At 61.0% G+C, this 25,514-nt stretch carries 21 protein-coding genes; 8 read left to right on the forward strand and 13 right to left on the reverse strand.

The window, feature by feature from the left end:
• Positions 1 to 4: 4 nt before the first annotated feature.
• From SGN16_RS17180 to iolC, 4 genes are all read right to left on the reverse strand, one after another.
• The gene (locus SGN16_RS17180; protein ID WP_335945683.1) at positions 5 to 1,507 is read right to left on the reverse strand and encodes a CoA-acylating methylmalonate-semialdehyde dehydrogenase; all 1,503 of its coding nucleotides are present in this window, start codon (positions 1,505 to 1,507) and stop codon (positions 5 to 7) included.
• 30 nt (positions 1,508 to 1,537) lie between these two features.
• Positions 1,538 to 2,347, reverse strand: coding sequence for a 5-deoxy-glucuronate isomerase (iolB, locus tag SGN16_RS17185; RefSeq protein ID WP_210639203.1), 810 nt, complete (start codon positions 2,345 to 2,347; stop codon positions 1,538 to 1,540).
• The gene (gene iolE / locus SGN16_RS17190; RefSeq protein WP_210639204.1) at positions 2,344 to 3,237 is read right to left on the reverse strand and encodes a myo-inosose-2 dehydratase; all 894 of its coding nucleotides are present in this window, start codon (positions 3,235 to 3,237) and stop codon (positions 2,344 to 2,346) included. Before iolE ends, iolB begins: the two co-directional genes overlap by 4 nt.
• A 176-nt stretch (positions 3,238 to 3,413) precedes the next feature.
• Complete coding sequence (gene iolC / locus SGN16_RS17195) at positions 3,414 to 5,351, reverse strand: 5-dehydro-2-deoxygluconokinase (RefSeq protein ID WP_335945684.1); 1,938 nt, start codon at positions 5,349 to 5,351, stop codon at positions 3,414 to 3,416.
• Between the two features lie 312 nt (positions 5,352 to 5,663).
• On the opposite strand from iolC, the gene SGN16_RS17200 reads away from it, so the two are divergent.
• Both SGN16_RS17200 and SGN16_RS17205 read left to right on the forward strand, forming a co-directional pair.
• The gene (locus tag SGN16_RS17200; protein ID WP_014337867.1) at positions 5,664 to 6,587 is read left to right on the forward strand and encodes a MurR/RpiR family transcriptional regulator; all 924 of its coding nucleotides are present in this window, start codon (positions 5,664 to 5,666) and stop codon (positions 6,585 to 6,587) included.
• 34 nt (positions 6,588 to 6,621) lie between these two features.
• Complete coding sequence (locus tag SGN16_RS17205; protein ID WP_335945685.1) at positions 6,622 to 7,233, forward strand: glutathione S-transferase family protein; 612 nt, start codon at positions 6,622 to 6,624, stop codon at positions 7,231 to 7,233.
• Between the two features lie 189 nt (positions 7,234 to 7,422).
• Here the strand turns inward: SGN16_RS17205 and hcnC are convergent, their stop codons facing one another.
• From hcnC to hcnA, 3 genes are read right to left on the reverse strand one after another with little or no spacing between them, the layout of a single operon-like run.
• Positions 7,423 to 8,685, reverse strand: coding sequence for a cyanide-forming glycine dehydrogenase subunit HcnC (gene hcnC / locus SGN16_RS17210; protein WP_210639207.1), 1,263 nt, complete (start codon positions 8,683 to 8,685; stop codon positions 7,423 to 7,425).
• On the reverse strand, positions 8,678 to 10,087 hold the full coding sequence (gene hcnB, locus SGN16_RS17215) for a cyanide-forming glycine dehydrogenase subunit HcnB (RefSeq protein WP_335945686.1): 1,410 nt from the start codon (positions 10,085 to 10,087) through the stop codon (positions 8,678 to 8,680). Before hcnB ends, hcnC begins: the two co-directional genes overlap by 8 nt.
• Positions 10,084 to 10,407: a cyanide-forming glycine dehydrogenase subunit HcnA gene (gene hcnA, locus SGN16_RS17220; RefSeq protein ID WP_210645315.1), complete on the reverse strand. Its 324-nt coding sequence runs from the start codon at positions 10,405 to 10,407 to the stop codon at positions 10,084 to 10,086. The genes hcnB and hcnA overlap by 4 nt, the downstream gene beginning before the upstream one ends.
• A gap of 278 nt (positions 10,408 to 10,685) precedes the next feature.
• On the opposite strand from hcnA, the gene SGN16_RS17225 reads away from it, so the two are divergent.
• Both SGN16_RS17225 and SGN16_RS17230 read left to right on the forward strand, forming a co-directional pair.
• Positions 10,686 to 11,369 carry a response regulator transcription factor gene (locus SGN16_RS17225; protein ID WP_210639209.1) on the forward strand — a complete coding sequence of 228 codons (684 nt, stop codon included), beginning with the start codon at positions 10,686 to 10,688 and terminating at the stop codon, positions 11,367 to 11,369.
• Positions 11,347 to 12,732: a HAMP domain-containing sensor histidine kinase gene (locus SGN16_RS17230; RefSeq protein ID WP_210639210.1), complete on the forward strand. Its 1,386-nt coding sequence runs from the start codon at positions 11,347 to 11,349 to the stop codon at positions 12,730 to 12,732. Before SGN16_RS17225 ends, SGN16_RS17230 begins: the two co-directional genes overlap by 23 nt.
• A 25-nt stretch (positions 12,733 to 12,757) precedes the next feature.
• On the opposite strand, the gene SGN16_RS17235 is transcribed toward SGN16_RS17230, so the two are convergent.
• The 4 genes from SGN16_RS17235 to SGN16_RS17250 all read right to left on the reverse strand — a co-directional run bounded on the left by SGN16_RS17235 (position 12,758) and on the right by SGN16_RS17250 (position 17,732).
• A complete protein-coding gene (locus tag SGN16_RS17235; protein WP_210639211.1) occupies positions 12,758 to 13,006 on the reverse strand; it encodes a DUF1652 domain-containing protein in 249 nt (82 codons plus the stop codon).
• 237 nt (positions 13,007 to 13,243) lie between these two features.
• Positions 13,244 to 14,731 carry a helix-turn-helix transcriptional regulator gene (locus SGN16_RS17240; protein ID WP_210639212.1) on the reverse strand — a complete coding sequence of 496 codons (1,488 nt, stop codon included), beginning with the start codon at positions 14,729 to 14,731 and terminating at the stop codon, positions 13,244 to 13,246.
• Positions 14,732 to 14,818: 87 nt separating this feature from the next.
• Complete coding sequence (locus SGN16_RS17245) at positions 14,819 to 16,102, reverse strand: Zn-dependent hydrolase (protein WP_335945687.1); 1,284 nt, start codon at positions 16,100 to 16,102, stop codon at positions 14,819 to 14,821.
• Between the two features lie 151 nt (positions 16,103 to 16,253).
• A complete protein-coding gene (locus tag SGN16_RS17250; RefSeq protein WP_210639214.1) occupies positions 16,254 to 17,732 on the reverse strand; it encodes an NCS1 family nucleobase:cation symporter-1 in 1,479 nt (492 codons plus the stop codon).
• Between the two features lie 620 nt (positions 17,733 to 18,352).
• Between SGN16_RS17250 and hydA the strand changes: the two genes are divergently transcribed.
• From hydA to SGN16_RS17270, 4 genes are all read left to right on the forward strand, one after another.
• Positions 18,353 to 19,792 (forward strand): dihydropyrimidinase, encoded by a 1,440-nt coding sequence (gene hydA, locus SGN16_RS17255; RefSeq protein WP_335945688.1) that lies wholly within the window; start codon positions 18,353 to 18,355, stop codon positions 19,790 to 19,792.
• A 176-nt stretch (positions 19,793 to 19,968) separates the two neighbouring features.
• Positions 19,969 to 21,336 carry an NAD(P)-dependent oxidoreductase gene (locus SGN16_RS17260; protein ID WP_335945689.1) on the forward strand — a complete coding sequence of 456 codons (1,368 nt, stop codon included), beginning with the start codon at positions 19,969 to 19,971 and terminating at the stop codon, positions 21,334 to 21,336.
• Entirely contained in the window at positions 21,337 to 22,611 is a 1,275-nt protein-coding gene (preA, locus tag SGN16_RS17265) for an NAD-dependent dihydropyrimidine dehydrogenase subunit PreA (protein WP_210639217.1), read from the forward strand. It abuts the gene before it with no gap.
• Between the two features lie 254 nt (positions 22,612 to 22,865).
• Entirely contained in the window at positions 22,866 to 23,888 is a 1,023-nt protein-coding gene (locus SGN16_RS17270; RefSeq protein ID WP_335945690.1) for an RHS repeat-associated core domain-containing protein, read from the forward strand.
• Positions 23,889 to 23,950: 62 nt separating this feature from the next.
• On the opposite strand, the gene SGN16_RS17275 is transcribed toward SGN16_RS17270, so the two are convergent.
• Together SGN16_RS17275 and SGN16_RS17280 are read right to left on the reverse strand one after the other, a co-directional pair.
• The gene (locus tag SGN16_RS17275) at positions 23,951 to 24,571 is read right to left on the reverse strand and encodes a TetR/AcrR family transcriptional regulator (RefSeq protein WP_109755955.1); all 621 of its coding nucleotides are present in this window, start codon (positions 24,569 to 24,571) and stop codon (positions 23,951 to 23,953) included.
• 241 nt (positions 24,572 to 24,812) lie between these two features.
• A complete protein-coding gene (locus SGN16_RS17280) occupies positions 24,813 to 25,172 on the reverse strand; it encodes a DUF6124 family protein (protein WP_335945691.1) in 360 nt (119 codons plus the stop codon).
• Between the last annotated feature and the right edge of the window lie 342 nt (positions 25,173 to 25,514).

Raw genomic sequence — 25,514 nt, forward strand, 5'->3', positions numbered from 1 at the left:
TGAGTTATTGGGCAGTCGGCATGCTGAATTCAGGCCCCTTGGCGATGCTGTTGGGCCAGCGTTGCATCACGCTTTTGTAGCGGCTGTAGAAGCGCAGGCCTTCCTCGCCGTAGGCATGGTGATCGCCGAACAGCGAACGCTTCCAGCCGCCAAAGGAATGCCAGGCCATGGGCACCGGAATCGGTACGTTGATGCCGACCATGCCGACCTTGATGCTGCGGGCGAACGCCCGGGCGATGCCGCCGTCACGGGTGAAGCAGGACACGCCGTTGCCGAATTCATGGGCGTTGATCAGCGCCACCGCCGTAGCGAAATCCGGCACGCGAACGATCCCCAGCACCGGGCCGAAGATCTCTTGCTGATAGATGCTCATCTCCACGGTGACCTGGTCGAACAGCGTCGCTCCGACAAAGAACCCCTGCTCGGCCCCGGGCACCTTGAAACCACGGCCGTCGACGATCAGGCGAGCGCCTTCAGCGACGCCAGTGTCGATGAAACCCTCGACCTTGGCCTTGTGCTCGGCAGTCACCAGCGGCCCCATGTCGGTGCCGGGCTGCTGGCCGTTGCCGATTTTCAACTGATCGATGCGCGGCAGCAGTTTGGCAATCAATTCATCGCCCACATCCCCCACCGCCACGGCGATGGAAATCGCCATGCAGCGCTCGCCAGCCGAACCGTAGGCCGCACCAATCAATGCATCCGCTGCCTGGTCGAGGTCGGCGTCGGGCATGACGATCATGTGATTCTTGGCCCCGCCCAGGGCCTGCACGCGCTTGCCGTTCGCAGTGCCCTGCTGATGGATGTATTCGGCGATGGGAGTGGAGCCGACAAAGGAAATCGCTTCGATGTCCGGGTGCTGCAACAGCGCATCCACCGCCACTTTGTCGCCCTGGACCACATTGAACACACCGTCGGGCAAGCCGGCTTCCGTCAGCAGCCGAGCCATCAGCAAACTGGCGGATGGATCGCGCTCCGAAGGCTTGAGGATGAAGCAGTTGCCAGCGACCAGCGCCAGGGGAATCATCCACAGCGGCACCATCACCGGGAAATTGAACGGCGTGATACCGGCGCACACGCCCAGGGGCTGACGCAGGTTCCAGTTGTCGATGCCGCCGCCGATGTTGTCGCTGAAATCGGTCTTGAGCAGGTTCGGCGCGCCACAGGCGTATTCGACGATCTCGATGCCCCGGGTGACTTCGCCGTGGGCATCGGACAATACCTTGCCGTGCTCGCGGCTGATGATTTGCGCCAGCTCGTCGTGATGACGGTCGAGCAACTCCTTGAACTTGAACATCACCCGCGAACGGCGCAGGGACGATTGCTCGGACCAGCCCGGGAACGCCGCCAGTGCCGAGGCCACCGCTGCGTCGACGGTGCCCGGCTCGGCCAGAGCGACCTGGGCCTGCACCGCGCCAGTGGCCGGGTTGAAGACCTTGCTGAATCGCGCGCTGTCGCGGTTCTGCAGCTGGCCGTTGATGTAGTGGCCGACTACCGGGGCGTCATTCATTGTTCTTGTTCTCCGTGCAAAGGGTGGAATTCAGAGGTCGAGCAGCCAACTGTGCTGCGGGTCGTTATGGAACTGCCAGACCCGCTTCGGGCCGGCCATGACGTTCAGGTAATACGACTCGTACCCGTAGGGCACGCTGACCGGGTGGTAGCCCTTGGGGACCACTACCAGGTCGCTGTTCTCCACGGCCATGGCCTGGTCGATGCTGCGGTCGTCGGTGTAGACCCGCTGGAACACGAAGCCCTGGGACGGGTTGACCTGGTGGTAATAGGTTTCTTCCAGAAAGCTCTGGTGCGGCAAGTCGTCGGTGTCGTGCTTGTGGGGCGGGTAGCTCGACGAATGCCCCGACGGCGTGCGCACTTCCACCACCAGCAGTGAATGGGCGGGCTCGCTGTCCGGCAGGATGTCGCAGACATACCGGGTATTGGCGCCCTTGCCGCGTACGCTGCGCTTCATGCTGTCCGGACGGATCAGCCGTGGGCCGTAACCGTTTTGCGCAGAACCCGGCGCGGCACACACGGCAATCTGTACATCGCTCAGCGCGGTAACCTGGGCCTGGCTGCCGGGAGGCAGATAAGCGGCATAGGGCGATTTGTCCTCGAACACCGACTGGCGATCACCGAGGTTGTCCCAATCGAAGGCGCCCTGCCCCGGTGCTTCGCCCTTGAGGCTGATGCGCCCGCTGAGCAGCACCAGGCACAATTCCTTGTCAGCGGCGGCCACCGGCAGGGTTTCACCGAGGCTCAAGCGGTAGGCGGCAAATCCGACATATTCCAGTTCGCCCGCTGGCAACTGAACCATGGTCCGGCCACTGGAATGGCTTTTGATCAACAGGCTCATGACGCAGTCCTCTCTTGCAGCAAGGCACGCAGGGTGTCGTAGCCTTTCTTGGCGTAGGCATAACTCGGCGCCACGGCCGGGTCCTGCTCGGCTTCCACCACCAGCCAGCCTTGGTAATCGGCGCCCAGCAGCACGTCGAGCAACGCGGCGAAATCGATGTCGCCGTCCCCCGGCACGGTGAAGGTGCCGTTGATGATGCAGTCGGGGAAACTCCAGAGGTTGTTGCGCGCCAGTTGCACCACCGGTTTGCGTACGTCCTTGAAGTGCACATGGCAAACCCGCTCGATGTGTTTGCGCAGTACTTGCAACGGTTCGCCACCGCCCATGTAGCAGTGGCCCGAGTCGAACAACAAGCCCACTTCACTGCCGGTCAGGGCCATCAGCGTGTCGATGTCCGCGGGCGATTCGACGTAGGCGCCCATGTGGTGGTGATAGGCCAGGCGTACGCCCCGGGACAAGGTGAAACGCGCCAACTCGGTAAGTTTGTCAGCGTAGGCTTGCCAGGCTTCATCGGTGTGAAAGCGCGGCCGTTCGATCAGAGGAATACGTTGGCCTTGAATGGAGTCGGCGACTTCGCCATACACCAGCACCGTTGCCCCGTTCTGCGCCAACAGCTCGACATGGCTGGCGATGGCGTCGATTTCCTCGGCCGCCGAACGCCGGGCCAGGCGACTGGAATACCAGCCGGAAACCAATGCCAGGTCATAAGGGCGCAGCACATCGCCGACGCCCTTGGCGTCCTTGGGGAACTTGCCGTTGAGCTCAAAACCTTCGTAACCGATGGCCTTGCCTTCGCTCAGCGCCGTGCTCAACGGCGTCTCGCCGCCCAACGATGGCAAGTCGTCGTTGCTCCAGGAAATCGGGTTGATGCCAATTCGAATAGCGGGCATGGCTGCACCTTTTATTGTTTTTACATTGCCATTGAAGGCGACACGGAACCTTGTGGGAGCGAGCTTGCTCGCGATAGCGGTTTGACAGTCGCATCAATGTTGCATGTTTCACCGTCATCGCGAGCAAGCTCGCTCCCACATTGAACAGCATTTCAAATAGAGACTGCGGTGGTCTGTTATGCCCGCGCAGCACGCCACGCCTCGATCAACTCCACAAACCTGCCCTGCACTTGCCGGATCAACGTTTCATCATCGATTTCACCGGCCAGCCACGCCCGGCTCGGCTCCTGGAAGATCGTCCGGCCGACGGCAAACCCACGGCAGGTGGCGCTCTGGCTGGCCTGGCGGAAACCTTCGGCCAGGGCGGCAGCCGGGGCGTTGAGGCCCAGCAGCACCACCCCCCGGCAGTACGGATCGCGCTGTTGGATCAGTTCGTCGAGTTGTTTCCACTGAGCCGCACTCTGGGCTTCGATCTTCCACCACGCCGGGAAAATACCCAGGTTGTAGAGGCGCTTGAGGGCGCGATACAGCACGTCCGGGTGCGGCGATGGATGATCCTTGGGCGGAATGACTTCCAGCAGCAATTCATGGCCACTGACCTGGGACGCCTTGTACAGCCCCATCAATTGCGCCTCTTGTTCAAGACGCAACAGCGGTTCGTCATCGGGGTGAAATTGCACCAGGCATTTGATGATCTGTTCCTGGGGCCAGGCGATCAGGTTGCTGCCGATGGAGCGCCCATGTTCAAACGCCAGCGGCCGCGAGTTCTGCACTTCCACCGGGCGCGCCACCCACCAACCGCGCCCGGTCGCAGCATTGAGCGAATCCTGGCCGAAACGTTGATCGGCAAGCAGGCCGACGTCAGCCTCCACGCCTTGACGCTGCAGGTCGGCTTCGACCCGCTGCACTGCCTGGATGAACAGTTGCTTGAGTTGGCTAATACAACTCAGGTCACGGCCACCTTTCTGGGCCAGCTCCACCAATTGCCAGCGATGGTCGAAAGCAAAGATGAACAGCTGTTTCCAAGTCTTGCGTGGCACGCTGACCTGATGCAGCCGTTGCAGTTCGGCGTCCTGGTCCGGTCGGGTAATCGGCACCGGGCTCTTGAATAAATAGTCGAGCTCGGCCCGAGTCGGCATCGCCGGCGCGCAGGCATGGCGCGACACCACCAGGCCACCGCAGGCATTGGCCAACTGGCAGCAGCGCTCGTCACTGGCGTCTTCCAGCCAACCGACGAGAAAGCCCGACATGAACGCATCGCCGGCACCCAATACATTCAGGACTTCGACCCGCACACCCGGATAAATCGCACCGTCTTCAAGCCGGGCCGGGATGGCGCCATGGATCACCGTGCAACCTTGCGGGCCGAGCTTGACCACCAGGGTCGCCGCCGTCAGCGAGCGTACGGTACGCAGCGCGCTCAGCAGGTCTTCGCTGCCGCCGGCGATCAGGAATTCTTCTTCGGTGCCGACGATCAGGTCGAAACGCGGCAGGATGCTTTGCACGTGCTGGCTGACTTTCTGGTCGGCAACGAAACGGGTTTCCCCGTCGGCCTTGCCCGCCAGGCCCCAGAGTACCGGGCGATAGTCAATGTCCAATACGCGCTTGACGTTGTGTTTCTCGGCATGATCCAACGCCTGGGTGCTGGCCTTGTAGACGCTTTCTGTGGAGAAATGAGTGCCGGTGATCAGTAGCGCCTTGCTGGAGGCAATGAAGGGTTCATTGATGTCTTCGGCGCGCAGCGCCATGTCGGCGCAATTTTCCCGGTAGAACACCAGGGGGAAGGTTTCCCGGTCCTTGATACCCAGCAAGACCATGGCCGTCAGACGCTCAGGGTCGACCTTGATGCCACTGACATCGCAGCCTTCACGTGCCAGAGACTCCACCAGGAAACGGCCCATGTGGTCGTCGCCTACCCGGCTCAACATCGCCGACCTGAGCCCCAATCGCGCCGTGCCGAAGGCGATGTTGGCCGACGAACCGCCCAGGTACTTGGCAAAGCTTGAGACATCTTCCAGGCGCGCGCCGACTTGCTGCGCGTAAAGGTCGACGCCCAGGCGTCCCAGGCAGATCACATCCAATTGACGCCCACTGGCAAAACGAGTCTGGCCCATGCTGGCTCCTGTTATTTTTATCAGCCTGCGCTTGTCGCCGGAACCGACGTCAACGCTCTTGGTGGATGCAGACTAAAACGAGCGACGGGCAATAATCAATAATTATTCTATAAATTTTTTACGTGGAATATTTTTTCCAATACGCTATAGCCGAGCCGGACCAGACGCAGTACATCGTTTCAGCACCCGTTGTAACTTTGTCTGCCCATGATTTTCCCTGCGCCTACGCTGTAGACTGCGATCAGCCAACCTATTGTCGAGGGCCGGCCCTTTTTCGGGCCGCCCTAAAAGAACAAGCCAGAAGGATTTTCTATGACCCGCCCCGATGATCTGCCGGCGCCGTCCGAGAGCGCGTCCGAACCCGCCCTCTCCAGCCCTCCGATCAATGCCGAGCGCCTGCTGCAATTGATTACCGACGAATATGAAAGCCTGCCGCGCCAGCTCAAACGCATCGCCAGCTACATGAGCCAGCAGAGCGATCGGATCATGGTCGATCGCATCAGCGACATCGCCCGCGAATGCGAGGTGCACCCGTCGGCCATCGTCAGGTTCTCGCAACGCTTCGGCTTCAGCGGGTTCAGCGAAATGCAGGCGTTGTTCCGCGAGGCCTACACCCACAAGACCACGCCGGTGCAAAACTACCAGCAGCGTATCCGCAGCATGATCGCCAACAAGTCGCAGAAAGCCAGCGGCGGCGACCTGGCCCGCGAGTGCGTCAACGCCACGCTGTCGGGCATCGAGCGCTTGGGGTTGGAGCTGGATGACCAGGCGTTCGAAAAAGCCGTGGACCTGGTGGTCAACGCCGACAACATTTATGTGGTGGGCGTGCGCCGTTCGTTCGCGGTGGCCGATTACCTGGTCTACAACCTGCAACACACCAATAAACGCATTCACCTGGTGTCCGGCCTGGGCGGCAGTTATCGCGAGCAGATGCGCAGTGTGCGAGCCAATGACCTGGTGATCGCCATCAGCTTCACGCCGTATGGCAAGGAAACCCAACACTGCCTGCGCATCGCCCAGCACCATCAGGCCAAGACGCTGATCATCACCGACAGTAACCTGTCGCCCCTGGCCAAGCGCGCCAATGCAGTGCTGCTGGTGAACGAAGGCAGCTCGTTCGCCTTCCGCTCGTTGAGTGCCACGTTGTGCCTGTGCCAGGCATTGTTCATTGCCGTGGCCTACCGGTTGGAGCTCAAGGTCGATGAAATCCATGAACAGGTCGGGTTCGAGGATTAACGCCCCGGCCCCATGAATCGCTGAAGGAGAAGCCATGAAACTGATCGGCATGCTGGACTCACCCTACGTACGACGCGTCGCCATTTCCGCCAAATGCCTGGGCATTGCCCTGGAGCACGAATCGGTTTCGGTGTTCAGGCATTTCGAGCAATTCCAGCGCATCAACCCGGTGGTCAAGGCCCCTTCCCTGGTGCTGGACGATGGCATCGTACTGATGGATTCCACCTTGATCATTGATTACCTTGAGGCCTTGGCCGCACCGGGCAAAAGCCTGATGCCGGATGATCTTGGCCAACGGGCACGCTCACTGCGCCTGCTCGGGCTGGCTTTGGCGGCGTGCGAGAAATCGGTGCAGATTTACTATGAGCGCAACCTGCGACCGGCGGAAATTCAGCATGCGCCGTGGGTTGAACGGGTGGAAGGCCAACTGGCTGCGGCTTATGGAATGCTGGAGCAGGAACTGGAGAAACAGCCGTTGAGCACCGATGGTTCGATTGATCAGGCCGGCATCACTGTGGCGGTGGCATGGAGTTTCACCAACCTTGTGGTGCCCGATCAGGTGCAGGGCAAGGCTTTCCCGCTGATCAGCGCGTTCACGGCCTATGCCGAAGGGCTGGAGGCGTTTGTCAGCACGCCGATGGAGTAACCAACGGGTACGGTTCTGTGGGAGCGAGCTTGCTCGCGATAGCGGTAGTTCAGTCAACATTGACGCTGGCTGATCCGACGCTATCGCGAGCAAGCTCGCTCCCACCGCTTGTCCCCGGGTCTGCCAGATATGTGTTCACCACAAGGGCTTGTGGTGGATGCAATCTGTGAGCTGCCACACAGGATTTCTTCAGGCCAGTTCCACTTCCTTTGCTTCAACGGCCTTCGGCGCCACCTCGAAGCGATCTTCCAGAAACGGCGTGATGTCCAGCGGCAACGGTTCGTTGTTCACCAGTTTGTCCAGCAGCACCCCGGTGATGGCCGAGGTCAGGATGCCGGTGCGGAAGTGTCCGCAGGCGTTGAGATAGCCCTCCACGCCGCGCATCGGCCCCAGGATCGGCAATTCATCCGGGGAGCCCGGGCGCAGGCCGGCCCAGGTCCGCTTGAGGTTGATGTCGGCCAGTTGCGGGATACACCGCACTGCGCCCTGCACCAACCCCTCGATCTCAGGGTAGGTGGTGGTCACGTCGAAGCCCTTGTCTTCGGTGGTGCTGCCAATCAGGATTTCGCCGTTGTCTTTCTGCGCCACGTAGCAATCGCTGGTGGTCAGGCACCCGTTGAGGATTTTCGGCATGCGTTCGGTCAACAGGATCTGCCCCTTGACCGGCTTGACTGGAATTCGCACGCCGGTGGCCTGTTCGCTCAGGTCCGCCGCCCAGGCCCCGGTCGCGTTGATCAAGGTCCGGCAAGTGAAGGTTCCGGCCTCGCTGGTTTTCACCCCGGTGACCCGCGAACCACTGCGCAGGACTTCCGTCACGTTGGTGTTGAAGAACATATCGACGCCATTCTGCCGGGCACCTTCGGTGTAGGCGTCAGCCAGGCGGAACGGGCTGACCTGGTGATCGCACAGGAACTCCAGCGCCCCCCGGGCCTCATGGCTGACATTCGGCTCGGCCTCGCGCAGGGCAGCCTGGTCGAGCCAGCGCACCTGATCAGCCAGATGCGGAATGCAGGCAACAATGTGCTCGGCATACAGACGGTCTTCGTCGTCGTAGATCACGAACTTGAGCCCGGTCTGCTCGAACTTGAAATCCATGCCGTGGTTGTCGATCAGCTCGCGGTGTAACTGGGGGTACATCGCGTTGGACTGCAAGGCGAAATCGAAGAACGACTGGGGCAGGATATGCGGCGTGCTGGCGTCCACCGCCACGGCGGCACCCTGGGTCTGGCGCTTGCGGTTGGCCGACATCATGCGAAAGAAGATCACCCCGCAGCCCAGGCCCACCGATTCGCCGATGGCCCACAAGCCGCCGGCCGAAGCGCGGGTGGCGTTGCCAGGGCGCTTGGCGTCGATCAGGGCGATTTTAAGGTGATTACGCTTGGACAACTGGTAGGCACATGAGGCCCCGATCACACCGCCACCGGCGATGACCACGTCATAGTGTTTAATCATGGGAAACGGCCTCCATGCCGACATTCTGGAACGCTGAAAAGGGAATCGGATCGATAGGGAAACGTGGCCGCAGCCAGCCCACGTCGGCACGCCCGGTGGCTTCGCGCAAACGATCGCTGCAATAGCCGACGCACATCCGCCCCTGGCAGTCGCCCATGCTCACGCGGGTACGCATTTTCAAGCTGGCCATATCTTGTACGCCCTGTTCCAGGGCTCGGTCGATGTCGGCGCGGGTGGCATGCTCGCAACGGCAAATCACCGTGTCGGCGGCCGGCAATGCGGTTTGTCCGGCACCGCGCTGGGTGTAGCGGTCCACTGCGGCGCGAAAGCGAATGATGCGTTCCAATTGCGCCTGGTAGCGCTCGCGCTGCGCCAGGGCGGCGGACGAATCCAGCACGTTGCGTTGCAGCAGGATCGACAACGCGGCAATGCGCCCGCTCAGCATGGCGGCTTCACCGCCGCGGATCCCGCCCATGTCGCCGGCCAAGTGAATGTGCGCTTCGCTACTCTGTTGCCAGGCATCGGACACCGCCCGCAAGTAGCCGTCATCGCTGAGGCCGTGCTCCAGGCCCATCTGCTGGCTCAATTGGGTCCGCGGGATAAACCCATAGCCGACCGCCAGCGTTTGGGCCGGCACCTGTTCGGCGCGTTTCAGGTCGGGCTCCCAGGTACTGGAATACGGCGCGACGGTGACGTGGCTCAACTCACCTTCGCCGTCAGCCTGCACCACGCCCCAACCATAGCGCACCGGGATGCGATTGAGCTTGAGATAGGCCAGCATGCTCAGGCCATCGAGAAACAGTTGCGGCTTGTTCAGCAGAGCCAGGCTTTCCTTGGCGATCCGGCCGAACGCGCAGGCCTCATACACACCCGCCACCGCCACGCCCGACGCGTGCAGCTGGCAAGCCACCAGTGGCAACAACGGACCGGTGCCGGCGATCACCACCGGGCTCGGCGGCTTGACCACCCCGCTCTTGATCTGCAATTGCAGGCCACCGAGCATCATCACGCCCGGCAAGGTCCACCCAGGAAACGGCACGCTGCGCTCGTGACAGCCGGCCGCCAGTACCAGGTGCGAATAGGCCACCTCGCGCAAGCGTTCGTCAGCGTCCAGCAACATCAGCGCCCGGAAGCCTTCGGCGCCAATGACCCGGCTGCTCAAGCGCACGTCGATCAGGCCGGCGTATCGCTGGAATTCACCATGGAGTTTCTCCAGGACTTGGCTGTAGCGCGGGCCCAGGTAGTCCAGGCGCACGCCATCGCGCAATGGCCCGCGATACACCACGCCACCCAGGCGCGGCGCTTCTTCGAGCAAGGTGCAGCGCACCCCGTGGGAGGCCAGTTCAATGGCCGCGGCCATGCCCGCCGGCCCACCGCCGACAATCACCGGTTCGAGGTTCATGGCGCCTCCGTCTCGGTGATGCGGTTGACCCGGGTTTCGATCTGCATGCCGGGGCGCACCAGGGTCTGGCAGGCACGGCGCTTGTGGCGCCCGTCGATCCTGACCAGGCAGCACTGGCACACGCCCATGCCGCAGTACGCGCCGCTGATCTGATCGTGATCGTTGCGGGCCACCTGACGTTGGCCCAGGGACTGGATGACGGTGAGGACGGTTTCACCCTGGGCCGCGCTGACAGCCTGCCCGTCCAGACGCACCGTCATGTCGGGTTGTGCCAGCGGCTGGATATCGAATTTTCGGCGTAGAAGGTCTGAAGGTTGCATCATAATGCTCTTCCTTGAAGATTCTGTGGGGGCTCGGCTCCTTGCGGCACACCATCACCGGTTCGCATCGGTACCCGGCAGCGGCAGTGCGCCAAAGCGGGGCAACAGACGCAACATGATAGTGCGCACGAAATTTATGTTAGGGATTATTTGTGACCAAGTGTTGATCCAGGCCAGCGAATTCGCTTGCGGCTGATGAACTTTTTTTCAGAAAGCCGACAGGTATTCTTTGGCAGAATGCTGCGCAATAGCACCAACTTCCCAACACGGTACCGCCCATGAACCGCATCCTGACCATCGAAGACGACGCCGTGACCGCCCGTGAAATCGTCGCCGAGCTGACCCGCAACGGCCTGAACGTGGACTGGGTCGACAACGGCCGCGAAGGCCTGGAACGAGCGGTGAGCGGCGACTACGACCTGATCACCCTCGACCGCATGCTGCCCGAGCTCGACGGCCTGGTGATCGTCACCACACTGCGGACCATGGGCGTGGCTACGCCAATCTTGATGATCAGCGCCCTCTCCGATGTGGATGAACGAGTGCGTGGCCTGCGCGCCGGCGGCGACGATTACCTGACCAAGCCGTTCGCCACCGATGAGATGGCCGCCCGCGTCGAAGTCCTGTTGCGCCGCAACAATGGCACCCGCGAGCCAGAAACCGTGCTGCGGGTGGCGGACCTGGAACTGAACCTGATCAGCCGCGAAGCCAGCCGCAATGGGCAACTGCTCAGCCTGCTGCCCACCGAATACAAGTTGCTGGAGTTCCTGATGCGCAACAGCGGGCAGATCCTCTCGCGCATGATGATTTTCGAGGAAGTCTGGGGCTATCACTTCGACCCCGGCACCAACCTGATCGACGTCCACATCGGCCGCCTGCGCAAGAAAATCGACCCGCCGGGCCTGGAACCGCTGATTCGCACGGTGCGAGGTTCCGGCTATGTCATTGCTGAACCCTGCTAAGGGCTGGCGCTCCTCCAGCAGCCGCCTGCTGGCGCTGTACAGTTCGCTGTTCGTGATCTGGAGCGCGATCCTGATGGGGGTGATGTATTACGAAGTGTTCGGCTACCTGGACAGCCTGGCCAAGCACTCGCTGATGCAGCGCCAGCATCTGTTTGCCCGGATCCACGGCGATCAATTGGAAGACGCCCTCATGGCCAGCCTGACGCTGGACGAACGTGGCGTCGACGCCTACGGCCTGTTCGATCCTCAACTGCGTCACTTGAGCGGGCCGATCCAGCGGATCCCGCCGGACCTGCCGCTGGATGGCAAGATCCACATGCTCGGCGGCTGTGTCGACTCCGACGACCCCAGCGTGCCCTCCGACAGTTGCGACGCAGTAGCGAGCCGGACCCAGGACGGGCGCTGGCTGGTGCTGGCGCGGGATAATGGCTCGCTGTTCGCCGTGACACGGATCATCTTGCACGCGCTGTTCTGGGGTGTATCGCTGACCATCCTGCCGGGTATCGCCGGTTGGCATCTGCTGCGTCGCCGACCGCTGCAGCGTATTCGCAAACTGCAGGCCAGTGCCGAGGCCATCGTCGCCGGCGACCTGACCCATCGCCTGCCCCTGTCGAGCCGACGCGATGAATTGGACATGCTGGCGGCGATCGTCAATGCCATGCTCGACCGCATCGAACGCTTGATGAACGAGGTCAAGGGCGTGTGCGACAACATCGCCCATGACCTGCGCACGCCGCTGACCCGCCTGCGCGCCCAGCTTTATCGCATCCAGCAGGAAGCCCCGGACGGCTCGCCCGAGGCCTTGCAGATGGACCAGGTGATTGCCGAAACCGATACGCTGATGGCCAGGTTTCGCGGCTTGTTGCGGATTTCCGAACTGGAAGACCAGCAGCGGCGCTCGGGTTTCGTGCGCCTGGATCCGCTGCAATTGCTGCAGGAACTGCACGACTTCTACCTGCCGCTGGCCGAGGAAGGCGAACTGACCTTCACCCTGGAAGTGCCCGATGCCCTGCCCTTGCTCAACGGCGATCGGGCGTTGCTGTTCGAGGCGGTGTCGAACCTGCTGAGCAATTCCATCAAGTTCACCCCGCCGGGAGGCGAAGTGATCCTGCGCGGGGTCGATCAGGGCGACAGCACCCGCATCGAAGTGCTCGATTCCGGCCCCGGCATCCCCGAAGCGGAGCGCAAAGCCGTGTTCCGCCGCTTCTATCGCGCCGAGGGCAGCAGCCAGCACGGCGGCTTCGGCCTGGGCCTGTCGATCGTCGCGGCGATTGTCAATTTACACGGGTTCACGCTGGAGGTAGGCAGCAGCGAATGCGGTGGCGCACGGCTGGTGCTCGATTGCCGGGCGACGTTGCTTTAGCCCTGGACCGCGTTCAGCCGACCCTCTATGCCGGGTCACTGCGATACAGCGGGGTATTTTCAAGCTCATAGCGCAGCTCGTCGATCAGCTTCGCCAGGCTTTCTTCCGAGCGAACGCTGTCCAGGCTCATGCCACTCACTACCAGGTCCACCTCGCCGCTTTCGCGATGGTAGAGGCGCACCGTAAGGGTGCCGTCGCCATTGAGGCTGCATTCGCAAGCCAGCGGCTTGAAGCTTTCTTCCAGGCGCGCACGCACTGGGGCCAGTTGGGTCATGCGTTGTCCCTCAGCGCCGAGATCGCAAACGACTAATGGACAACGCCGGGTTCCCGGCCTCAACAGACTTCCTGTTTATACACTCGATGGGTTCACTGCACATTGTGGCCTGTTCCTTGACTGCTTCGTGAGGGACGCGACATCACCAACAATGCCGCACCCTCACAGCCTAAGGAGCCAGAGGCCCGTGCAAAACCCGAATTTGCACCAGCAAGCCCGGTGCATTTGCACTGGCCATCATAGTGCCTTCTTTCGCCATTCGCTGGCGAACAAGCCGCGCTCTCGAGCCCAGACGATGGCCTCGCTGCGACTGTGCACGTCCAGCTTGGAGTACAACGTCGCCACGTGATTGCGCACCGTGTTGGGGGCCAGTTTCAAGCGCGCGGCGATTTCCTTGTCCGCCAGGCCCTCGCAGATCAACCCCAGCACGTCGCGTTCCCGGGCAGTCAGCTCGGTGAATGACACGCTGGGCACCTGAGTATTGATACTTTTCACATTGGCCAGTTTTTCGATCAGGGTCCGACTGAACCAGGAAGCGTCCTTCATCACTTCTTCGATCGCCGCCACCAGTTCCAGCTCCGAGCGCTTGCGTTCAGTGATGTTCATCAAGACCAGCAGGTAGCAGGGCTTGTCCTGAATGACCACGGTGTCGGCCGCCACCTCGCAGTCGATCTGTTCGCCGCCTTTCTTGTGGACCTTGACGTCGACACTGGACACCGTCGCGGTCTTTTCCAGGGTAGCAAACAGTGCCGCGCTGGCGTCCTTGTCGAGGAAAGCGATTTCTTCCACGGTTTTACCCAGCAGTTCCTCACTGGCGTAACCGGTGGTCTGGAGAAACGCTTCGTTGACTTCCAGCAATTGCTGTTCGGCGCTGCACACCAGGGTCGGTACTGGCGTGAGGCGAAACGACTTGGCAAAGCGCTCCTCGCTCTGGCGCAGTGCCGTTTCGGCTTTGCGACGTGGCTCCATGTCCATGAAGGAAAACAGCATGCAGTCTTCGTCGTGCAGGTCATCCAGGGGCTGGCCCGCGACAATCACTTGCTTGCTGCCACCTCCCGGCAATTTCAGCTCGGCCTGCATCTGCGGAATGGTCGCGCCCTGCCCCAGGCGCTCGATCGCCAGGTCACGTTTCTCGGCGGCCTCGAGCACATCCAACTCATACACCGAACGCCCGATCACCTGCTCGCGGCTGTAGCCAGTCATCTCCAGAAAGCCCTGGTTGACCTTGATGTAGCGCAAGTCGCTGAGGCGGCAGATCACCGCCGGTGCCGGGTTGGCCCCGAAGGTTTTTTCAAAACGCTGTTCGGCGCTGGCCCATTCGGTGGCGTCGCTGAGAATCAGTACCAGCAATTCCGCCTCGCCGCTGCGGTCGGTCAACACCATGCTGCGGATCCGATGGACCCAAGTACGGTCCGGCTCGGCCTCGGGCGTGACTTCTACCAACACATCGCTGAACTCATCCCCTCGGGCGACCCGGGCAATGGGGTAGTTGTCCGCAGTCAGCGGGTGGTTGTTGCGATAACGCAAATTGAACCGCTGGGCGTATTCCCTGGCGTTGGCACCCAGCGCTTTGAGGTCAGTGACCCCGTGCATGGTCAACGCCGCTTCGTTGGCCCAGGCGATGGTCTGATCGACCTCGATCAACATCACCCCGTCGGACAGCCCGGCGATGATTTGCAGCAGTTGACGACGATTGGTATCGGTAGTCGGGACGTCCTGGCTCATCGGGTCTCCATGTGGTCAGTGCATTTTCAATGCATGGATGCGTTGAAGGTTACGACCACATGGGATTGCGATAGTGCACCGCGCCGTTCACGCCGCCATGCGCCCCTCGGCGATGGCCTGTGAGGCGGCCAGCATCGCTCGCAACAGCACTGCGCAACCGGCGGCGAGGTCATCCGGGGCGGCATTTTCGATTTCGTTGTGGCTGATGCCGCCTTCGCACGGCACGAAGATCATCCCGGCCGGGCCCAGTTCGGCGAGGAAAATCGCGTCATGGCCAGCGCCGCTGACGATCTCCATATGCGACAGGCCGAGGCCTAGGGCCGCGCCGCGTACGGCTTCGACACAGCCTGGGTTGAAGTACAGCGGCGGGAAGTCGGCCGTGGGTTTCAATTCATAGGTCAGGCCGTGTTGCCGGCAGGTGTCTTCGATCACCTGTTTGACCTCGGCGATCATCGAGTCCAACCGCGCCGGTTCCAGATGACGGAAATCCAGGGTCATGCGCACTTCGCCGGGAATGACATTGCGCGAACCGGGATAGGCTTGCAGACAACCCACCGTGCCGCAGGCATGGGGTTGATGACCCAGGGCAGCACGGTTGACAGCGCCGACGATGATCGAGGCGCCGACCAGGGCGTCCTTGCGCAAGTGCATCGGGGTCGGACCGGCGTGGGCTTCGACACCCCGCAACGTCAGGTCGAACCACTTCTGCCCCAGTGCGCCCATGACGATGCCGATGGTCTTGTGTTCATCCTCCAGGATCGGCCCCTGTTCGATGTGCGCCTCGAAATACGCCCCGACCGGATGCCCACTGACCTGGCGCGGGCCAGCGTAACCGATGGCGTTGAGCGCCTGGCCGACGGTGATGCCTTCGGCGTCGACCTTGGCCAGGGTTTCTTCAAGGGTGAATTTTTCCGCGAACACGCCAGAGCCCATCATGCACGGGGCGAAGCGCGAACCCTCTTCGTTGGTCCATACCACCACTTCCAGCGGTGCCTCGGTCTGGATGTTCAGGTCATTGAGGGTACGCAGCACTTCCAACCCGGACAGCACGCCAAAGCAGCCGTCGAATTTGCCGCCGGTGGGTTGCGTGTCGATGTGGCTACCGGTCATCACCGGCGGCAGGTTCGGATTGCGCCCCGGGCGCCGGGCGAAGATATTGCCCACCGCATCGATGCTGACGGTGCAGCCGGCCGCTTCGCTCCATTGCACGAACAGGTCGCGGGCCTGGCGATCGAGATCGGTCAGGGCCAGGCGACACACCCCGCCCTTGACCGTGGCACCGAGCCGGGCCAGGTCCATGAGCGACTGCCACAGGCGGTCGCGGTTGATGTGCAGGTGGGTGGACTGTAGGACGTCGACGGCTGCGTTCATGGGGGATCTCCATTTTTCTGGCATTTTTTTGCTGTGTTTGAGGCCGCTATCGCGAGCAAGCTCGCTCCCACAAGGGTCCTGCTGTACGCATGGATTTCGCAGCCACCCGAATCCAGTGTAGGAGCGAGCTTGCTCGCGATGGGCCCCTCCTTCACACCACAGACTTAGCGACGGACGGGCTCGCACGCATACCGCACAACCCGTAATAAATCACTCCACCCAGCGCCGAACCGGTGAACCAGCCGTAGCTGTAGAACCAGCTGAATGCGTCGCTGCCCAGGGACAACAAGGTCAGCAGCACCGGCACGCCAAAGGCGATGAAACCGTTCCAGTTCCACGCAGGGTAAACGTCGTCGCGGTATAGCCCGGCCAAGTCCAGTTGCTGTTTCTTGATCAGGAAATAATCCACCACCATGATCCCGGCAATCGGCCCCAGCAAACTCGAATAGCCCAGCAGCCAGTTGGAGTAGACCGACTCAAGGCTGACCTCGGAAACGATCAGGCCCAGTTTTTTCAGCAGTTCATGGGCCATCAGCGCCAGCCCCACCAGCCCGGTGAGCATCACCGCCTTGGTACGGCCGATCAGTTTCGGCGCCAGGTTCTGGAAGTCGTTGGTGGGCGAGACGATGTTGGCGGCGGTGTTGGTCGAGAGCGTGGCGACGATGATCAGCACCATGGCCAGGGCCACCCACACCGGGCTCTGGATGTGCCCAATCAAGCTCACCGGATCGGAGACGGTCACCCCCACCAGTTTCTGCGAGGCGGCGGTCATGACTACGCCGAGGGAGGCGAACAGGAACATGGTCAATGGCAGGCCGATGATCTGCCCCACGATCTGGTCTTTCTGGCTCTTGGCATAACGGCTGAAGTCCGGAATGTTCAACGAAAGCGTGGCCCAGAAACCGACCATGGCCGTCAGCCCGGCAAGGAAGTAGCCAGTCACGCTGGCGCCCTCGGGGCGTTTGGCCGGGGCCGCCATCAATTCAGTCAACGAGACGTTGGGCAGGGCCCACACCAACAGGCCAGCCCCCACCAGTACCAGCAGCGGCGCGGACAGGGTTTCCAGCCATTTGATCGACTCGGCGCCGCGCAACACCACCCACAGGTTCATGACCCAGAACAGCATGAAGCCGATCACTTCGCCGGTGCCGCCCAGGCTCTTCCAGCCTTCGAACACCGAACCGAGAAACAGGTGGATCGCCAGCCCGCCGAACATCGTCTGGATGCCGAACCAGCCACACGCCACCAAAGCACGAATCAGGCAAGGGACGTTGGAGCCGATGACACCGAAGGACGAGCGCAACAGCACCGGAAACGGAATGCCGTACTTGGTCCCGGCGAAGGCGTTCAAGGTGAGGGGAATCAATACAATGATGTTGGCGAACAGAATCGCCAGCAGCGCCTCACCCACCGTCAGGCCAAAGTAGGCGGTGAGCACGCCGCCGAGGGTGTAGGTCGGTACGCAGATCGCCATGCCGACCCACAGCGCGGTGATGTGCCACTTGTTCCAGGTTCGCTCGTGCACCTTGGTCGGCGCGATGTCGTGGTTGTAACGGGGGCTGTCGAGGACGTCGCTGCCGGCTTCAAGCTCGAACAACCCGTCGCGCTCAGTCACTGTTGATCTGGTCATGTCCGCTCCACTGTTTTCATTATTTTTGCTCATCGACTGGCGATGGCCGGAGTACTTGCATGTAAGCACGCGTGCTACCGACGGCCCTGCCCGACAGCGACAACACTCAATATCCGTGCCGATTGTTGCGTCGAGTTGACCGAATGATCGATATAAGCTTTATAACTACCTGATCATTAAGGCTTTAATTTAAAACCATGAGCCTGCCGCGTTGCTGAGCATCGCCCTTCAGGCTAGATGACCTGCGCGTTCTGTCGAGCTGAAGATTCAAAGTGGTGCACCTCAACTTTATGCGGCGGGTCTAAACCGCACTTTCACGGCTTTCAAGCCGCTGATTTACCATGATAAATCTCGCTCAAATAATGATCCTGTCAAGTGCGTCAAAATGGTGAGCAGGCTCACCATTTTGGTGATTTACTTATTTATTCGTTATTTTTCAAATAGTTACTAAATAAATAAGCTTATGAAAAATAATCTTGCTCATTTTTAAAACTGCAGCTAGCGTCTAATCCTGACAGATGTGACAGGAATGCAACCTGCCTCTTTTCGTCACTTATTAATCGTGGTCTATAAAACATAAAGAACCGGCATCAGTCGGTCATGCCTGCGAGGAGCTCGGAATGTCTCTGTTGATCCGTGGTGCCACCGTAATTACCCATGATGAAAGTTATCGCGCCGACGTGCTGTGTGCCGACGGCGTGATCAAGGCCATTGGTGAAAACCTGGATGTTCCCGCCGAGGTCGAAGTGCTTGATGGCAGCGGCCAATACCTGATGCCAGGCGGCATCGATCCCCATACGCACATGCAGTTGCCGTTCATGGGCACGGTCGCCAGTGAGGATTTCTTCAGCGGTACGGCGGCGGGCCTGGCCGGGGGCACCACCTCGATCATCGACTTCGTGATTCCCAACCCGCAGCAGTCGCTGATGGAAGCCTTTCACCAATGGCGTGGCTGGGCCGAGAAGAGCGCCAGCGACTACGGTTTTCACGTTGCGATCACTTGGTGGAGCGAGCAGGTTCGCGAAGAAATGGCCGAGTTGGTCAGCCAGCATGGCGTGAACAGCTTCAAGCATTTCATGGCCTACAAGAACGCGATCATGGCCGCCGACGACACCTTGGTGGCGAGCTTCGAACGCTGCCTGGAGCTGGGCGCGGTGCCAACCGTGCACGCAGAGAACGGCGAGCTGGTCTATCACCTGCAACGCAAGCTGCTGGCCCAAGGCATCACCGGGCCCGAAGCCCATCCACTGTCGCGGCCATCGCAAGTGGAAGGCGAAGCGGCGAGCCGGGCCATCCGCATTGCCGAGACCCTGGGCACGCCGCTGTACCTGGTGCACGTGTCGACCAAAGAGGCGCTGGACGAAATCACCTATGCCCGCAGCAAGGGCCAGCCGGTCTACGGTGAAGTGCTGGCCGGGCATCTGCTGCTGGACGACAGCGTCTATCGCCACCCGGACTGGCAGACCGCCGCCGGCTACGTGATGAGCCCGCCCTTCCGACCTCGCGGGCATCAGGAAGCGCTCTGGCACGGTTTGCAGTCAGGCAACCTGCACACCACCGCCACCGACCACTGCTGCTTCTGTGCCGAACAGAAAGCCGCTGGCCGCGACGACTTCAGCAAAATCCCCAACGGCACCGCCGGTATCGAAGATCGCATGGCCGTGCTCTGGGACGAGGGGGTCAACAGCGGCAAATTGTCGATGCACGACTTCGTCGCCCTCACCTCCACCAACACCGCGAAGATCTTCAACCTCTACCCGCGCAAAGGGGCGATCCGCGTCGGAGCCGATGCCGACCTGGTGCTCTGGGACCCGCAAGGCAGTCGCACGATCTCAGCCAAGACCCACCATCAGCAAGTGGACTTCAACATCTTCGAAGGCAAGACCGTGCGCGGCGTGCCCAGCCACACCATCAGCCAGGGCCGGCTGGTCTGGGCCGATGGCGACCTGCGGGCCGAACGCGGCGCCGGGCGCTACATCGAACGGCCGGCGTATCCGGCGGTGTTCGATTTGCTGAGTAAGCGGGCGGAGCTGAATAAGCCAACTGCCGTAAAACGCTGACCCCAGGATCGTTCCCACGCTCTGCGTGGGAATGCCTCTGGGGACGCTCCGCGTTCCGCTTTGGGACGCAGAGCGTCCCGGGCTGCATTCCCACGCGGAGCGTGGGAACGATCGAGGCGACCGAAAAAACCACTGCCCACCAGAGGCAGCACCTCAAACACCGTGAGGCCCATTCCATGATCCAGCCCTTGAGTCACCTCCCCCATTCCCCGGAAGAGCCGGCCACCCTCGCCGCCCGTTTCAGCGACCTGGCGCCGCCGCTCAACGCACGCCAGGCCCACCTGGAAGCCTCTCGTTGTCTGTACTGCTACGACGCGCCGTGCGTGAACGCCTGTCCAAGCGAGATCGATATCCCTTCGTTCATTCGCAACATCCACCAGGACAACGTCCAAGGCGCGGCGCAGAAAATCCTCTCGGCCAACATCCTTGGCGGCAGTTGCGCCCGGGTCTGCCCCACCGAGATCCTTTGCCAGCAAGCCTGCGTGCGCAACAACGCCCAGGAATGCGCGCCAGTGCTGATCGGCCTGTTGCAGCGTTATGCCGTGGACAACGCCCATTTCCGCGAGCACCCATTCAAACGCGGCGCCGCCACCGGCAAGCGCATCGCCGTGGTCGGTGCGGGCCCTGCGGGCTTGTCCTGCGCCCACCGCAGCGCGATGCACGGGCATGACGTGGTGATCTTCGAAGCCCGGGAAAAAGCCGGTGGCCTCAACGAATACGGCATCGCCAAATACAAGCTGGTAGACGATTACGCCCAGCGCGAACTGGCTTTCCTGCTGGACATCGGCGGCATCGAAATCCGCCATGGCCAGAAACTCGGCGAGAACCTGAGCCTGAGCGATTTGCACCAACAGTTCGACGCGGTGTTCCTCGGCCTCGGCCTGGCCGCCAGCAAACAACTGGGCCTGAGTGACGAACAAGCGCCGGGGCTGCTGGCCGCCACCGAATACATCCGCGAACTGCGCCAGGCCGACGACCTCAGCCAGTTGCCGCTGGCCGACCGTTGCATCGTTCTCGGCGCCGGCAACACCGCCATCGACATGGCCGTGCAAATGGCCCGTCTTGGCGCCCGGGACGTCAGCCTGGTGTACCGGCGCGGCCTTGAAGACATGGGTGCCACCGTGCATGAACAAGACATCGCCAAGGCCAATCAGGTGCGCCTGTTGACCTGGGCTCAGCCGCAACAGGTCCTGCTCGATGACGCCGGGCAGGTGCGCGGCATGCGCTTCTCCCGTACGCATCTGGAAAACGGTCGCCTGGTCACCAGCGCCGAAACCTTCGACCTGCCCGCCGACGCCATTTTCAAAGCCATCGGCCAGGCCCTCGACGACAACGCGCTGGTGGATCCGCTGGCCCGGGAACTCAAGCGCCAGGACGGGCGGATCCTGGTGGACGAACAACTGCGCACCAGCATTGCCGGGGTGTATGCCGGTGGCGATTGCACCAGCCTGGACCAGGACCTCACCGTACAGGCCGTGCAACATGGCAAGCTCGCCGCCGAGGCGATCAACGCTCAACTGATGCTTAACGTGGAGGCTGCGTAAATGGCCGATCTGTCGATTGTCTTCGCTGGCATCAAAGCCCCCAATCCGTTCTGGCTGGCCTCCGCGCCACCCACCGACAAGGCCTACAACGTGGTTCGTGCCTTCGAGGCCGGCTGGGGTGGCGTGGTCTGGAAAACCCTCGGGGAAGACCCGGCCGCCGTGAACGTGTCGTCGCGCTACTCGGCCCACTACGGCGCCAATCGCGAGGTGCTGGGCATCAATAACATCGAGCTGATCACCGACCGTTCGCTGGAGATCAACCTGCGGGAAATCACCCAGGTGAAAAAGGACTGGCCGGACCGGGCCTTGATCGTGTCGCTGATGGTGCCCTGCGTCGAAGAATCGTGGAAACGCATCCTGCCCCTGGTGGAAGCCACTGGCGCCGACGGTATCGAGCTGAACTTCGGTTGCCCCCACGGCATGCCGGAACGGGGCATGGGCGCGGCGGTCGGCCAGGTGCCGGAATACGTCGAGCAAGTGACTCGCTGGTGCAAGACCTATTGCTCGCTGCCGGTGATCGTCAAGCTCACACCGAACATCACCGACATCCGCGTCGCTGCCCGCGCAGCCCATCGCGGCGGCGCGGACGCGGTGTCGTTGATCAACACCATCAACTCCATCACCAGCGTCGACCTGGACCGCATGGTCGCCCTGCCCACCGTCGGCAGCCAGAGCACCCACGGCGGGTATTGCGGCTCGGCGGTCAAACCTATCGCGCTGAACATGGTCGCCGAAATCGCCCGCGACCCGCAGACCCAAGGCTTGCCGATCTGTGGCATTGGCGGCATCGGCAGCTGGCGCGACGCCGCCGAATTCATCGCCCTGGGCAGCGGCGCGGTGCAGGTGTGCACGGCGGCGATGCTGCATGGCTTTCGCATCGTCGAAGAAATGAAGGACGGCCTGTCACGCTGGATGGACGATCACGGCCACGCCAACCTCCAGGCCTTCTCCGGGCGCGCGGTGGGCAACACCACCGACTGGAAGTACCTGGACATCAACTACCAGGTCATCGCCAAGATCGACCAGGAGGCCTGCATCGGTTGCGGCCGCTGCCACATCGCCTGCGAAGACACTTCGCACCAGGCCATCGCCAGCCTCAAGCAGGCGGACGGCACGCGCAAGTATGAAGTGATCGATGAAGAGTGCGTGGGCTGCAACCTCTGTCAAATCACCTGCCCGGTGCAGGACTGCATCGAGATGGTGACGGTGGACACGGGCAAGCCGTTTTTGGATTGGAACCATGATCCGCGTAATCCCTACCATGTAACGGTCTGAAATTTGCGGTGTCTGGCCGGGCGCCATCGCGAGCAAGCTCGCTCCCACAGTGGATCGTGTCGTTCACAGATGTTGTGTACACCAGGGATCCAGTGTGGGAGCGAGCTTGCTCGCGATGAGGCCATCAGCCACACAAAAAATCTCAGGGCTCCCCCATCAGAAGCTCCCTTTCCAACTAACAGTTCTGCTAGTAGACACCACTCAAAAAATATCCGAGCCTGACACAGCCCAGTTCGCCCGGAAGAACCACGCCCATGTCATCGATGAAGCTACTGTGCCGCTATCAATATGACCCACTGGATCGCCTCACAGGCTTGAAGCCTCTGGAACGCTCCGACACCCAACGGTTCTATCAAGGAAACGATTTGGTGAATGAGATAGAGGGTCAGGAACAGCTGACGATCATGCGTAATGAAGCCCAGCCGCTGGCACAACGACACAGCGTGGGCGACGTCACCAAAACGACGCTGTTGGCAACGGATCAGCAACATTCGGTTTTACAAACCCGGACGACCACAGACACCCATCACCTGGCTTATACCGCATACGGTCACCACCCTGTCGAAAGTGGCTTGAGCAGTTTGCTCGGCTTCAACGGTGAACGCCGTGATTCGGTAACTGGGCATTATTTATTGGGGCAGGGTAATCGGGCTTTTAATCCGGTGTTGATGCGATTTAATAGTCCGGATGAGTTGAGTCCCTTTGGGGATGGGGGGATTAATGCGTATGCGTATTGTGGAGGGGATCCGGTTAATTGGCATGATCCGAGTGGGAATATCCCTAGTTCCTTCAGACCATGGAACATTTTCAACAAATCAAAAATATTTAACCCATGGGAAAAGCCAAACGCGTTCGACCTCTCATCCAAGCCCACTTCCCTCACTGTTTTCCCAGAACAACTACCTTTCGAGGGATCGGCCCGTGCCCCCAAATCCCAAGACCGCTCTCGAACCCAGCAACGGGAATACCAGTATAATTACCTCCAAGAACAAGCAGAGTATGCGCGCAGATACGACCTCTACAGGGAGGCAGGTATTGAGTTAAAGTTAAATCCTGTATTGTTGAATAAATTCTCTTCAGCCAAGGAAGTCCTAACAAAACTTCAAAGTCAAATGCTGCCAAGAAAGAAGCGCACTCCAGCAGAACGCCAAGCTCAAAAAGCGGCAAGAGAAGTGCGTAATAACGCATTCGCGAAAGTCCAAAAAACTCGATGGCGTGTCAAATACGATGCCGTCAAAAATTATGAAAAAAAGGCCGGCATAATTCGTACTCAGTAAAACAGGAAGCAATGTATGTTCAATACCATACGCCTCCGCGCCCCACGTCCTAGGCTCGCAAACTACGGCTCCAACCCAATCCCCCGCAAAATCACACTGGTCACGGTCTGCACCGCCTTTTCGAATTGCATGTCGGAAAGCGGCTGATGATCATTGAGAATGTTGATCTGATGGTCGAAGTCGGCGTAGTGCTGGGTTGAGGCCCAGATCATGTAGAGCAGGCTTGAAGGCTCCACCGGCAGGATGCGTTTGTCCTCCACCCACTGGCGGATTTTCGCTTCCTTCATCTTGGCCCAGTCGTAAAGGCTGGCGTCCAGGGCCTGGCCCAAGGTCGGGGCGCCGTGGATGATTTCGTTGGCCCAGACCTTCGAGCCGTAGGGGCGGCTGCGGGAGTGGTTCATCTTGGCGCGGATGTAGCTGCTGAGCACCACCCGTGGGTCGTCGAACATCTCGAAGCACAAGGCGTCCTGCTTCCAGACTTCCAGCAGGTCGAACAGCACCGCGCTGTACAGTTCGCTCTTGGTGCTGAAGTAGTAATGCAGGTTGGAACGAGGCAATTGCACTTCGGCGGCGATGTCGGCCATGGCGGTGCTGCCGAAGCCTTTCTCGGCAAAGACCTTCTCGGCGGCCAACAGGATTTTCTCGACGTTACTGCGACGAATCTCGATCTTGTGATTGCCCATGAGGGCTCCCTGGCAACAGCGTTGGTCAAGACTAGCATCCGCCCACTTTCGAAAACACTGCTGGTCCCTTGTGGGAGCGAGCTTGCTCGCGATAGCGGTGGGTCAGTGATCGTTCCCACGCTCTGCGTGGGAATGCCGCCAGGGACGCTCCGCGTTCCACTTCTGGAAGGTGACGCAGAGCGTCACGGGATGCATTCCCACGCAGAGCGTGGGAACGATCAAACTGGACGCGTTATGTCGGTTAGCGTGGTTCGACGTTGTCCAGCGCGCGGTTCGCCAGCAGTCCGCCCAGTTCGATCAACTGCTGGATGCCCAGGGCCACGTGCCGCCGTGAACCTTCCAGGTCAAAGGCCAGGTCGCTGACCATGGCATTGGCCGAGGCCAGGGTTTCGCTGAGGTTGGCGAGCAGGCTTTCGGTTTCGATGTCCTTGATCACGGTGAAGAGTTGGCCAGCCGCAGCATCGGCTTCGGGTTTGTCCGGTTTGGGGTTCAGGTAATAGTCGAGGGCGCGTTCGGCGGCTTCGTCGAGTTTTTGGGTCTTGGTTTTTTTGCGCGGTGAAGTCGGATCTGTGCCTGGTGGGTTGGGGGTTACTTTGAACATAGATGGAACCTCATGTGGAATTGGAGGAGCCATCACCCTCGCTACCAAACGAAGGGCGGTGGCCATACGAAGGTTGGTAGACCGGTCCACATGAACACCGGCGCGCCCGAAGACGCCCTACGCATGGCCACCATCAAATACAAATGCTGAAGAAAGCACCTGAAGAAGATGAAGCTGTGCGTCATATGGAAGAGCCGGGCTACCAAACCCGATCGCTGAATCCTCAGCGACCCGGAAACGATAGAACCCGGCCCCCAGGCGCACAAGCCGGCGGATTCTGGCGCAGTTGTAGGCAACGGCGCAAGACAACGTAGCCTGATCCAGAACGATCCTACGTCTGGA

Origin of the sequence: Pseudomonas sp. G166, from assembly GCF_037027455.2 — a bacterium.
Lineage (GTDB): Bacteria > Pseudomonadota > Gammaproteobacteria > Pseudomonadales > Pseudomonadaceae > Aquipseudomonas.